The 12,479-nt window shown below is 72.5% G+C and carries 10 protein-coding genes; 8 read left to right on the top strand and 2 right to left on the bottom strand.

Annotated elements, in window-relative coordinates; translation table 11 throughout:
* Positions 1-18 precede the first annotated feature (18 nt).
* From AB0E07_RS22620 to AB0E07_RS22640, 5 genes are all read left to right on the top strand, one after another.
* Positions 19-1,569 (top strand): PucR family transcriptional regulator, encoded by a 1,551-nt coding sequence (locus AB0E07_RS22620; RefSeq protein WP_362254883.1) that lies wholly within the window; start codon positions 19-21, stop codon positions 1,567-1,569.
* 155 nt (positions 1,570-1,724) lie between these two features.
* Complete coding sequence (locus AB0E07_RS22625) at positions 1,725-2,567, top strand: nitrilase-related carbon-nitrogen hydrolase (protein ID WP_362254886.1); 843 nt, start codon at positions 1,725-1,727, stop codon at positions 2,565-2,567.
* Positions 2,568-2,601: 34 nt separating this feature from the next.
* Entirely contained in the window at positions 2,602-3,996 is a 1,395-nt protein-coding gene (gene hydA / locus AB0E07_RS22630) for a dihydropyrimidinase (protein ID WP_362254889.1), read from the top strand.
* Between the two features lie 11 nt (positions 3,997-4,007).
* Positions 4,008-5,027 carry a TIGR03842 family LLM class F420-dependent oxidoreductase gene (locus tag AB0E07_RS22635; protein ID WP_362254892.1) on the top strand — a complete coding sequence of 340 codons (1,020 nt, stop codon included), beginning with the start codon at positions 4,008-4,010 and terminating at the stop codon, positions 5,025-5,027.
* A 133-nt stretch (positions 5,028-5,160) separates the two neighbouring features.
* On the top strand, positions 5,161-6,687 hold the full coding sequence (locus tag AB0E07_RS22640; protein WP_362254895.1) for an NCS1 family nucleobase:cation symporter-1: 1,527 nt from the start codon (positions 5,161-5,163) through the stop codon (positions 6,685-6,687).
* 19 nt (positions 6,688-6,706) lie between these two features.
* Here AB0E07_RS22640 and AB0E07_RS22645 read toward each other — a convergent pair whose 3' ends face one another.
* Both AB0E07_RS22645 and AB0E07_RS22650 read right to left on the bottom strand, forming a co-directional pair.
* Positions 6,707-7,384, bottom strand: a complete 678-nt coding sequence (locus AB0E07_RS22645) for a hypothetical protein (RefSeq protein WP_362254898.1) — start codon at positions 7,382-7,384, stop codon at positions 6,707-6,709.
* Positions 7,385-7,531: 147 nt separating this feature from the next.
* The gene (locus AB0E07_RS22650) at positions 7,532-8,533 is read right to left on the bottom strand and encodes a carboxymuconolactone decarboxylase family protein (protein ID WP_362254901.1); all 1,002 of its coding nucleotides are present in this window, start codon (positions 8,531-8,533) and stop codon (positions 7,532-7,534) included.
* 168 nt (positions 8,534-8,701) lie between these two features.
* On the opposite strand from AB0E07_RS22650, the gene AB0E07_RS22655 reads away from it, so the two are divergent.
* The 3 genes from AB0E07_RS22655 (at position 8,702) to AB0E07_RS22665 (ending at position 12,367) form a co-directional block, all read left to right on the top strand.
* A complete protein-coding gene (locus AB0E07_RS22655; RefSeq protein WP_362254904.1) occupies positions 8,702-9,805 on the top strand; it encodes a sensor histidine kinase in 1,104 nt (367 codons plus the stop codon).
* Complete coding sequence (locus tag AB0E07_RS22660; protein ID WP_362254906.1) at positions 9,802-10,467, top strand: response regulator transcription factor; 666 nt, start codon at positions 9,802-9,804, stop codon at positions 10,465-10,467. Before AB0E07_RS22655 ends, AB0E07_RS22660 begins: the two co-directional genes overlap by 4 nt.
* A gap of 88 nt (positions 10,468-10,555) precedes the next feature.
* Complete coding sequence (locus tag AB0E07_RS22665) at positions 10,556-12,367, top strand: gamma-glutamyltransferase (RefSeq protein WP_362254909.1); 1,812 nt, start codon at positions 10,556-10,558, stop codon at positions 12,365-12,367.
* The last annotated feature ends 112 nt before the right edge of the window (positions 12,368-12,479 follow it).

A 12,479-nucleotide genomic window follows, 5' to 3' on the forward strand; every position in this document is an offset into this window, starting at 1 on the left:
CAGTAAGGGAACACCGTCATGACCACCACCGTGGAACCCGCCCTGTCGGTCCGTCAGGTCCTCACGCTGGAACGGGTGCTGGCCGGAGAGCCCGAGGTGGTGGCCGGCGCCGGACAGCTCGACCGGGCGGTGCGCTGGGTCCATGTGGCCGAGGCCGCCGACGTCGGGGTGATGCTCAGCGGAGGCGAGATGGTGCTGACCACCGGGGTGCTGCTGGCCGGCGACGAGAGCGCGCAGACCGAGTACATCCAGTCCCTGCACCGCGCGGAGGCCGCGGCCGTCGTCCTGGGACTCGGCCGCGCCTTCCCGGCCGCCCCCGAGGTGATGCGCCGGGCGGCCGAGCGGTGCGGGCTGCCCATGGTCGTGCTGCACCGGCCCTTCCCGTTCGCCGAGCTGACCGAGGAGGTCCAGTCCCGGCTGGTAAGGCGGAAGTTCGCCGCGGTCAGTCTGTCGGAGTCGGTGCGCACCGCCCTCACCGGGCTGATCACCGCGGGCGCCCCGCTCCAGCGGCTGCTCGACGAGATCGCCCAGCACAGCGCCTGCCCGGTCGTCGTCACCAACCTCGCCCACCGCGTTCTCGCCACCGCGGGCGAGCGGCCGGCCGTGGACGACGTGCTGCGCGACTGGGAGCGCATCGCCCGGCAGGCCGGCGGCAGCGAGGGCGACGGCTGGATCCGCGCCGAACTCGGCGGCCGGGGCGAGCGCTGGGGCCGGATCGTGCTGTGCGGCTACCGCGGCGACCGGGCCACCGGCCGGCTGCTCGCCGACCGGGCCGCCGAGGCCCTGGTGCTGCACCGCATGCTGGCCGGGAACTCCGCCTGCACCTGGGAGGAACAGTCCGCGCAGAGCCTGCTCACCGACCTGGTCAGCGGGGTCGTACCGGCCCGCCAACTGCTGCCCCGGGCGCGGGCGGCCGGACTGCCCGTCAACCGGCGCACCTTCGTGCCGCTGGTCGTCCGGCACGGCGAACCCGCCCAGCTCGACCGGGTGCTGCGGATGCTGGGACTGCCCGGCATCGTCGCCGAACTCGCCGACTCGGTCACCGCCGTGCTGCTGAGCCTCGCGCGCGACCAGGACGCGCCCGGACTCGCCGCTCACTTCGCGGCCCGGCTGCGCTCGGAGGCGCCCGGCACCGTGGTCGCCGCCGCGGACCCCCGCGCCGTCTGGGACGAGGTGCCCGCCGGTCTCCGCGAGGCGCAGCACGTGGCCGACGCGGTCGCGGACTCGGCGGCCGCCATGGACCTCCCCGTCCTGGTGCGCCTCAGGGACGTCCATCTGCGCGGCCTGGTACGCCTGTTGCGGGACGACCCGCACGTCCAGTCCTTCGCGGAACGGGAGTTGGACGGACTGCTCTCGGCCTCGGAGGAGGACCTGCTGGCCGTGCTGCGCACCTACCTCGCCACCGGCCGCAACAAGTCCCGCACCGCCCAGCTCCACCATGTCTCGCGGCCCGCGCTCTACCGCCGGCTGGAGGTCATACAGGCGCGGCTCGGTGCCGACCTGGACGACTTCGAGCAGGCCGCCTCGGTGCACATCGCCCTGCTCGCACACGACGCGCAACAGGGCTGAAACATGCGACGACCTGGGAAAACGGCGGTGAAACATGGGCCTGCGACAGGGTGACACCGTGGCACGCCCGAGGCCCGCAGACGTGACACCGTGCCAGTCGAAGCGCGCTGTCGGACTTCCTAGTCTCGCTGCACACCGAGCGACCGGAGGTCCCGATGAGCAGAGTGATCCGTGCCGCCCTCTTCCAGACCGCGTGGACGGGCGACAAGGAGTCGATGATCCAGGTACACGAGCAGGCGGCCCGCGACGCGGCCGCGCAGGGTGCTCAAGTCCTGTGCTTCCAGGAGCTGTTCTACGGACCGTACTTCTGCCAGGTGCAGGACAAGGCGTTCTACGAGTACGCCGAGCAGATCCCCGAGGGCCCGACCGTACGGCGCTTCCAGGCGGTCGCGAAGGAGCTGGGCCTCGTCCTGGTGCTGCCGATGTACGAGGAGGAGCAGCCCGGGGTGCTCTACAACACCGCGGCCGTGATCGACGCCGACGGCTCCTACCTCGGCAAGTACCGCAAGACCCACATCCCCCAAGTGCAGGGATTCTGGGAGAAGTTCTACTTCCGCCCCGGGAACAGCGGCTGGCCCGTCTTCGAGACGGCCGTCGGCAAGGTCGGCGTGTACATCTGCTACGACCGGCACTTCCCGGAGGGCTGGCGGGCGCTGGGCCTGGCCGGAGCCGAGATCGTCTTCAACCCCTCGGCCACCTCGCGCGGGCTCTCCCGCTACCTGTGGCAGCTGGAGCAGCCGGCGGCGGCCGTCGCCAACGAGTACTTCGTCGGCGCGATCAACCGGGTCGGCGTGGAGGACCTCGGCGACAACGACTTCTACGGCACGACGTACTTCGTGGACCCCGAGGCCCAGTTCGTCGGGGAGGTGGCGAGCGACAAGGAGACCGAACTCGTCGTCCGCGACCTGGACCTGGCCAAGCTCCGCGAGGTCCGCGACCGCTGGCAGTTCTACCGCGACCGGGCTCCGGGGGCGTACGGGCCGCTGACAGCACCGTGAATCACCCGCTCATGACCACCGAGGGAGAGGACCCATGGCCGGCCGAACAGTAATCCGTGGCGGTCTCGTCGTCACCGCGTCCGACGAGGTCCACGCCGACGTCCTGATCGAGGACGGCCGGGTGGCCGCCCTCGCCGTGCCCGGTACGCAGGGCTGGAGCGCGGACCGCACGATCGACGCCACCGGGAAGTACGTCATCCCGGGCGGGGTCGACGCCCACACCCATATGGAGCTGCCCTTCGGCGGCACCTTCGCCTCCGACACCTTCGAGACCGGCACCCGGGCGGCCGCCTGGGGCGGGACGACCACCATCGTGGACTTCGCCGTGCAGAGCGTCGGGCACTCGCTGCGCGAGGGCCTGGACGCCTGGCACGCCAAGGCCGAGGGCAACTGCGCCATCGACTACGGCTTCCACATGATCGTCTCCGACGTCAACCAGGACACCCTGAAGGAGATGGACCTGCTGGTGGAGGAGGGTGTCACCTCCTTCAAGCAGTTCATGGCCTACCCGGGAGTCTTCTACTCCGACGACGGCCAGATCCTGCGCGCGATGCAGCGCTCCGCCGAGAACGGCGGGCTGATCATGATGCACGCCGAGAACGGCATCGCCATCGACGTGCTGGTGGAGCAGGCGCTGGCCCGCGGGGAGACCGATCCGCGCTACCACGGCGAGGTCCGCAAGGCGCTGCTGGAGGCCGAGGCCACCCACCGCGCCATCCGGCTGGCCCAGGTCGCGGGCGCCCCCCTGTACGTCGTGCACGTCTCCGCCATGGAGGCCGTGGCGGAGCTGGCCCGCGCCCGTGACGAGGGGCTCAACGTCTTCGGCGAGACCTGCCCGCAGTACCTGTTCCTGTCCACCGACAACCTCGCCGAGCCCGACTTCGAGGGCGCCAAGTACGTCTGCTCCACGCCGCTCAGGCCCCGGGAGCACCAGGCCAAGCTGTGGCAGGGGCTGCGGACCAACGATCTCCAGGTCGTCTCCACCGACCACTGCCCCTTCTGCTTCGTGGGCCAGAAGGAGCTGGGCCGCGGCGACTTCTCCAGGATCCCCAACGGCCTGCCGGGCGTGGAGAACCGGATGGACCTGCTCCATCAGGCCGTCGTCGACGGGCACATCTCGCGCCGCCGCTGGATCGAGATCGCCTGCGCCACCCCGGCGCGCATGTTCGGCATGTACCCGAAGAAGGGCACCATCGCGCCGGGCTCCGACGCCGACATCGTCATCTACGACCCGCAGGCCGAACAGGTCATGTCGGCCGAGACCCACCACATGAACGTCGACTACTCGGCCTACGAGGGCCGGCGCACCACCGGCCGGGTGGAGACGGTCCTCTCGCGCGGCGAGGTCGTCATCGACGAGCGGGAGTACACCGGCCGAGCCGGACACGGGGTCTACACGCCCCGCTCCACCTGTCAGTACCTCACCTAGGAGTGGCGCACATGGACTTCGGACTCGTCCTGCAGACCGACCCGCCGGCCTCGAAGGTCATCAGCCTGATGAAGCGGGCCGAGCGCAACGGGTTCACGTACGGCTGGACCTTCGACTCGGCCGTGCTGTGGCAGGAACCGTTCGTGATCTACAGTCAGATCCTCTCCAACACCACGAAGTTGACGGTCGGGCCCATGGTGACCAACCCGGGCACCCGCACCTGGGAGGTCACCGCCTCCACCTTCGCCACCCTCAACGACATGTTCGGCAACCGCACGGTCTGCGGCATCGGCCGCGGCGACTCCGCGATGCGGGTGGCCGGCCGCAAGCCCAACACCCTGGCCCGGATCAGCGAGGCGATGAAGGTCATCCGGGCCCTGGCCAGTGGGGAGGAGGCCGACCTCGGCGGCACGACGATCAGCTTCCCCTGGATCGGCGAGGGCGCCGAACTCCCCGTCTGGATGGCCGCGTACGGGCCGAAGGCGCTGAAGATGACCGGCGAGGAGGCGGACGGCTTCATCCTCCAGCTCTCCGACCTGTATCTCACCGAGTACATGGTCAAGGCGGTCAAGGACGCGGCGGTCGCGGCCGGCCGGGACCCCGGGGACGTGAAGATCTGCGTCGCCGCCCCCGCGTACGTCACCGAGGACGACTCGCCCGAGGCGCTCGCCCACGCGCGTGAGCAGTGCCGCTGGTTCGGCGGCATGGTCGGCAACCACGTCGCCGACCTGGTCGCCAAGTACGGCGAGCACTCGGCGTCCGTCCCCGAGGAGCTGACCGACTACATCAAGGCCCGCGAGGGCTACGACTACTCCCACCACGGGCGGGCCGACAACCCCGACACCGCGTTCGTGCCCGACGAGATCGTCGACCGGTTCTGCGTCATCGGCCCGGTGGAGCGCCACATCGAGAAGCTGACCGCCCTGCGCGAGCTGGGCGTGGACCAGTTCGCCGTCTACGACATGCACGACGCCCAGGAAGCCGTCATCGACGCGTACGGGGCCGAGGTCATCCCCGCGCTCAACGGCTGAGGCACCCACCCCTGAGAACTCCCCCTCCCCGCCGTCCCGGGGAGGGGGCCCAGGACGCTCGCCCCCGAGCGCACCCCCCATCGGCGCCACCCGCACGGCCTTTCCCGTCCCACCGTCCCTGATTGGCCTGCCCATGACCGACACCGCTCCCACGGCGATACCGCCGTCCGCCCAAGTCACCCTGGCCGACGGCCGGGTGGAGTTCGCCCCGGGGTCCCCGCCGCCCAGCGGCCGCTACGCCAACGACGACCTGCTCCCGGTTCCGGTCGAGAAGCGGACCTGGACCACGTACAACTTCTCCGCGCTCTGGGTCGGCATGGCCCACAACACCGCCTCCTGGACCCTGGCCTCCGGGCTCATCGCGGTCGGCATGGACTGGAAGCAGGCGGTGCTCACCATCGCCCTGGCCAATGTCATCGTGCTGGTGCCGATGCTGCTCACCGGGCACGCCGGACCCAAGTACGGCATCCCCTTCCCGGTCTTCGCGCGCGCCTCCTTCGGGATCCGCGGGGCCAACCTGCCCGCCGTGGTACGGGCGTTGGTGGCGTGCGGCTGGTTCGGCATCCAGACCTGGATCGGCGGTGAGGCGATCTTCTTCCTCGCCGGGAAGCTGATCGGCGACGGCTGGGCGGAAGCGGGTCTGATCGGCGGTCACCCCTGGACCATGTGGCTGTCGTTCGCGATCTTCTGGGCGATCCAGGTCGCGATCATCTACCGGGGCATGGAGACCATCCGCCGGTTCGAGAACTGGGCCGCGCCCTTCGTCCTGGTCGGCGCCTTCGTGATGCTGTGGTGGATGAGCAGCAAGGCCGGCGGCTTCGGCCCGCTCCTGGACCAGCCCTCCCAGCTGGGCTGGGGCGCCGACTTCTGGAAGCTGTTCTGGCCCGCCCTGATGGGCATGATCGGCTTCTGGTCCACGCTGTCGCTGAACATCCCCGACTTCACCCGGTACGGCAGGAGCCAGAAGGCCCAGACCTGGGGCCAGGCCCTCGGGCTTCCCACGACCATGACGCTGTTCGCGTTCCTGTCCGTGATGGTCACCTCCGGCTCGGCCGCCGTCTACGGCGAGCCGATCTGGGACCCGGTGCAACTGGCCGCCAAGACCGACAACGTGGTCGGGCTGCTCTTCGCCCTGGTGACCGTGCTGGTGGCGACCCTCTCGGTCAACGTCGCCGCCAACCTGGTCTCGCCGGCCTTCGACTTCTCCAACATCGCGCCCCGGAAGATCACTTTCCGGACCGGCGCCCTCGCCACCTGCGTGCTGGGCGTCCTGATCTTCCCGTGGAAGCTGTACTCCGACCCGCAGGGCTACATCTTCACCTGGCTGGGCCTGGTCGGCGGGCTGCTCGGCACGGTCGCCGGCATCCTGATCGCCGACTACTGGCTGCTCCGCCGCGCCCGGCTCGACCTGGCCGACCTGTACCGCGAGGGCGGCCGCTACTGGTACGAGCACGGCTGGAACTGGCGGGCCGTCGTCGCCTTCCTGACCGGCGGTGTACTGGCCGTCGGCGGCGCCGACTTCGACCCGCTGATCGACGGAGTCCCGATCCCCGCCCTGTCCCCGCTCGCCGACTACGGCTGGGCGGTGGGCCTGGGCACCTCGATGGTCCTCTACCTGGGCCTGATGCTGCTGCGCGGCCGGGAGGACCGCGCCCTGTGACGTCCGGGCCGGAGGACGGTCAGCCCTTCGAGGCGCCGTCCTCCAGCGCCGCGACGGCGGCCTTCGCCGCCTTGATGGCACCCTTGTTGATCTCGTCCGAGCTGGGCGCCTCCTTGGTCTCGAAGTCGCTGCCGTTGTACGTGACGACGACCAGCGCGTTGGAGACCTGGGCCAGCACCACGCCCTCACGGGTCTTCTGCCCGTCCTCGGTGGTCAGGTTCACCACCGAGTAGCCCGCGTCGCCGAGGCCCGGCACCTCGCCGCCGCCGCTCTTGTCCTCGACCCGGTCCGCGTAGGACTTCCGCGCCTTCTCGTCGGATTCGGTGATCTCGAAGGAGACGTCGAGCCAGCGGTAGTCGTACCCCTTGAGCGCGTTCCAGGAGCAGGTGCGGCGCAGGTCGGTGTCGGTCGACGGGATCTCCTTGCCGGCGGTCTTGGCGCCGGGCACGAGGGAGGTCACCGTCGCCTTGGGGACGCTCTCGCAGGGCGCGGGCGCGTCCGTGTACGTCTTCGACGCGGCCGCGGTGGAGGGCGCGGAGGCGGACTGGTTCTCCGTCTTCGTCTCTGTCTGTGCCTGGGGCTCGGACTCCGGGGTCGCGGCGAACGGACCGGACGTCAGCGCCCAGCCCGCGGCGGCGAGCACCACGACGGGGGACAGTCGGGCGGTGAGGGCGAGCGGCAGCGAAAGGGGACGCACGGGTCACTTTTCGTGGGGGACGGTGCGGAGCGAGTCCGCACAGCGGACGGGACGGCAGTGTTGCACGCCTGCCTGTGGGGCGGAAGTGTCACTTCGCTCCGTGCGTGCCCCGTCACTGTGACCCACCAGGCGTGCGGCATATGCGTGTTATGTCCGCACACTCGAACGGCTCAGCGCCGACTCGATCCGGTCGACCGCGGTGAAGGCCCCGAACGCCACGAGCCGCACCAGGCACGCGTCCGTGCGCTCCGGCCCGCGCCAGGCCGCCACGTCCTCGTCGGTGATCCGGTACGGAGCGAGCGCCGCCAGCAGCGCCAGCCGCGCCCCCGGCCGCTCCGCGCGGTCCGGGACGCCCTCCAGGCCGACCCCCGGGTGCCGTCCGTCCCAGTGCCACAGCGTCTCCAGCACCAGGGACCGGTCCTCGGGGTCGAGCAGCTCCGCGCCCGCCATGGCCGCCCCGAGCAGCGCCGCGTACGCCGGACCGACCGCGGTGCCGGCCGCCCACGCGGGCGCCTCGCCGGAGTCCGAGCCCGGCAGCAGGGCCAGCGAGTCCCCGGGGCGGACCGGTCGGCGCACGGTCCGCGCGAGCGCGCGGCCCGTGAGGCTGCGCACCACCCGCAGCCGCTGGGCGCCCCCGGGCAGCAGGTTCTCGGTCAGCAGGGCCGAGGCGATCCGGTTGATGAAGTGGAAGCCGAGCGCGGTGCCGAAGTAGCCGGGCGCCTCCTCGCGGGGGAAGGGGTAAGGAGCGGAGGACGGGCTCGGGATCCGGGAGCGCCGGCCCCACTCCAGCACGCGCGCGTCCCGTTCGTCCTCGGGAACCTCGCCCCGCGCCAGGCGTTCGGCGAGGGTGTGGTCGCCGGTGGCGTGCAGCAGCACGGTGTGGGCGTCCACGCAGAACGGGCACTGGTTGGCCTGCGACACCCCCAGCGCGGCGATCTCCTTGCCGGTCCTGGTGCCCGGGCCGGCGATCAGCGACTCGCGCGTCAACGCCCAGGCCGACGCCAGCAGTTCGGGCACGGGGGAGAGCACCACGAAGGTGGACGGATCGGCGATGCCGAACTCGCGGCTGATCTGCTCGAACACCTCGGCGGTGCGTCCGGTGGCCGCCTTGGGCGGCAGGGGCTCGGTGTGGCGGAACGGTGTGGTCATGGGCAGCAGCCTGCGCCCCGGCGGGGGTTCGGGTCGTCGTACGTCCGGAGGGAGTCCGCGCTGCGCCCACGGGGCGGTCCTGGGCCCGCGGGTACTGCACGGGGAGTAGGCCGGGAGTTGTCCACAGGGCTGACGCCGAGGTCGGGGCGAGCGTCTACTGTGCCGTCCATGAGGGGGATCCGGATCACACGCGGACAACTCGGCGACGCGGCCCTGGCCGTTGTGGTCGGCGTCCTCGTGCTCACCACGACCGCCGCGGACTCCGGCACGGCCCCCGTCGACCTGCTCCTCGTCGTCGTCGGGAGCGCGGCGCTGGCCTTCCACCGGATGGCCCCGCGCGCCGTGCTGGCCGTCGCCTCGGCCAGCGGCGCCGCGTACGTGCTGCACGCCCACCCCGGCACCCTGGCCGCCCTGCCCGTCATCGGCGCCGTGCACACCGCGGCCCGGGTCGGACACCGGGCGGTCGCCGCGGCGGGCGCGGGGGTGTTCCTCGCGGCGTACCTCGCCACCGGACCCGGCGGCCAACCGGTGCTGGAGAAGTCCGCGCTGCTCGCGGGCTGGTTCCTGTGCGCGGTGGTCACCGGGCAGGCCGACCGCAACTGGCAGGCGTATCTGCGCCAGACCGAACAGCGCGCCCTGGAGGCCGAGCGCACCCGCGAGGAGGCGGCCCTGCGCCGGGCCGGCGAGGAACGCCTGCGCATAGCCAGGGAGTTGCACGACTCGCTCACCCACAGCATCTCGATCGTCAAACTCCAGGCGGGCGTCGCCGTCCATCTGGCCCGCAAACGGGGCGAGGATGTGCCGCCCGCGCTGCTCGCCATCCAGGAGGCGAGCGGCGAGGCGATGCGCGAACTGCGGGCCACGCTGGAGGTGCTGCGCACCGACGAACCGGCCGGCACTCCCGCCCTGCTGGTGGAGCGGGCCCGCGCGGCGGGCCTGGCGGCGGAGTTGGCGGTGAGCGGCGAGGAGCGTCCCCTCACCGCGACTGTGGACCGCGCGGTGTACCGCATCGTCCAGGAGGCGCTGACGAATGCCGCCCGGCACGCCGGTCCGGCGAAGGTCCGCGTCGAACTCGCCTACGGCCACGAGGAGCTGACGGTGCGGGTGGAGGACGACGGGAAGGCCGTGCCGGACCGGCCGCCGGTGCCCGGCATCGGCCTGACCGGCATGCGGGAACGCGTCCACGCCCTCGGCGGCACCCTGCACGCCGGCCCGCGCGCGGAGGGCGGCTTCTCGGTACGGGCCCGGCTGCCGCTCGGGGAGGCGGCGTGATCCGGGTCGCGCTCGTCGACGACCAGGCGCTGATGCGGGCCGGGTTCCGGGCGCTGCTCGACGCCGAGGGCGGCATCGAGGTGGTCGGCGAGGCGTGCGACGGGGAACGCGGGGTCGCCCTGGTCCGCGCCGAGGTCCCCGACATCGCGCTGATCGACGTGCAGATGCCGGTGATGACCGGCATCGAGGCCACCCGCGCCATCGCCGCCGACCCCGCGCTGGCCGCCGTCCGCGTGGTGATCCTCACCAACTACGGCCACGACGAGTACGTCTTCCAGGCGCTGCGCGCGGGCGCGAGCGGCTTCCTGCTCAAGGACACCGAGCCCGCCGACCTGCTCCAGGCGATCGAGGTCGTGGCCCGCGGCGAGGCCCTGCTCTCGCCCTCGGTCACCCGCACCCTCATCGGCGAGTTCGTGGCCCGGCCCCCGGACCGGGCCACCGCCCCTGGCCTGGAGGGGCTCACCCGCCGCGAACGCGAGGTGACGGCCCTGGCCGCGCGCGGGCTCAGCAACGAGGAGATCGCCGGGCACATGGTCATCAGCCCCTTCACCGCCAAGACCCACATCAGCCGCGCCATGACCAAGCTCGGCGCCCGGGACCGCGCCCAACTGGTCGTGTTCGCCTACGAGTCCGGGCTGGTACGGGCCCGCGCCGGGGACTGACCCCGCCTCGTGCGGGCACCCACCGGTGCGGCGGAGTGATCCACGTACGATGCCACGACCCGCCGCACGCGCAGTGAGGAGACCGCCCTTGTTCACCTCCCGCCCCACGCTCCAAGGCACCTTCGGGATGGTGTCCTCCACCCACTGGCTGGCCTCCCAGTCGGCGATGGCGGTGCTGGAGGACGGCGGCAACGCCTTCGACGCCGCCGTGGCGGGAGCGTTCGTGCTGCACGTCGTCGAGCCGCACCTGAACGGACCGGCCGGCGAGGTGCCCGCGCTGCTGGCACCGGCCGGCGGCGAGGTGCGGGTGCTGTGCGGACAGGGCGTCACCCCGGCCGGCGCCACCGTCGCCCACTACCGCGGCCTCGGCCTGGACCTCGTCCCCGGCACCGGCCCCCTCGCCGCGGCCGTGCCCGGCGCCTTCGACGCCTGGCTGCTGCTCCTGCGCGACCACGGCACCCGCACCCTCGCCGACGTGCTGAAGTACGCCGTCGGCTACGCCGAACACGGGCACGCCCCGGTGGAGAACGTCGGCGCCACCGTCGAGGCGGTACGCGAACTGTTCGAGACCGAGTGGACGTCGTCGGCGCGGCTGTACCTGCCGGACGGACACCCGCCCCGCCCCGGCCTGCTGTTCCGCAACCCCGCCCTCGCCGCGACCTGGAAGCGGCTGCTCGCCGAGGTGGCGGGGGCGGGCGACCGCGAGGCGCAGATCGAGGCGGCCCGCGAGGTGTGGCGCACCGGCTTCATCGCCGAGGCCCTCGTCCGGCAGGCGGCGCGGCCCACCCTGGACACCAGCGGCGAGCACCACACCGGCACGCTCACCGCCGACGACCTCGCCGGCTGGTCCGCGAGCTACGAGGCGCCGGTGACGTACGACTGGAACGGCTGGACCCTGTGCAAGGCCGGCCCCTGGAGCCAGGGCCCGGTCCTCCTCCAGCAACTCGCGCTCCTCCCCGACGAGTTGCCGCCGTACGGCTCGGCCGACCACCTCCATCTGCTGATCGAGGGCTGCAAACTGGCCATGGCCGACCGGGAGGCCTGGTACGGCGACACGGGCGACGTACCGCTCGCCGAGCTGCTGTCCGCCGAGTACAACGCGGAGCGGCGCGCGCTCGTCGGCGAACGGGCCTCCCACGCGCTGCGCCCCGGCAGCCCCGGAGGCCGGACACCCCGTCTGAGCGCCTACGCGGGCACGGTCCTCGGCGACCGGGTCCGTGCCCCGGGTGCCGGTGAGCCCACGGCGGCCCGCTACGACGCGCCGGGGGAGCCCGGGGCGGGCCCGGACGGGGCGACCCGCGGCGACACCTGCCACCTCGACGTCGTCGACCGCTGGGGCAACATGATCGCCGCCACGCCCAGCGGCGGCTGGTTCCAGTCCAACCCCGTCGTGCCCGAACTGGGCTTCCCCCTCGGTACCCGGCTCCAGATGACCTGGCTGGAGGAGGGACTCCCGGCCACCCTCACCCCCGGGCGGCGCCCCCGCACCACTCTCTCGCCCTCGCTGGCCCTGCGCGACGGAGAACCGGTGCTGGCGTTCGGCACCCCGGGCGGCGACCAGCAGGACCAGTGGCAGCTGCACTTCTTCCTCGGGGTCGCGGGGCGCGGGCCGGTGCGTGGAGGTCTCGACCTCCAGGGCGCGATCGACGCCCCGAACTGGCACAACGACAGCTTCCCCAGCTCCTTCCACCCCCGCGGGACGGTGCCGGGTGGCGTCACGGTGGAGTCCCGCACCGACGCCGCTGTGATCGCCGAGCTGATCGCACGCGGGCACCGGGTGACCGTCGGTGAGCCCTGGTCCGAGGGGCGGCTGTGCGCGGTCGCGCGGGATCCGCGGACCGGCCTGCTGTCGGCGGCCGCCAACCCGCGCGGGATGCAGGGCTACGCCGTGGGCCGGTGACCCGGTGATCCGGTGATCCGGTGACCCGGTCCGCGGCGCCGGTCGCGTACCCGCGTATTCATCCCGATTCCACCCGGAGTGCACCCCGCCCGGCCGGGGCTGTCAGAGCGCC

Origin of the sequence: Streptomyces sp. NPDC048002, from assembly GCF_040653275.1 — a bacterium.
GTDB lineage: Bacteria > Actinomycetota > Actinomycetes > Streptomycetales > Streptomycetaceae > Streptomyces.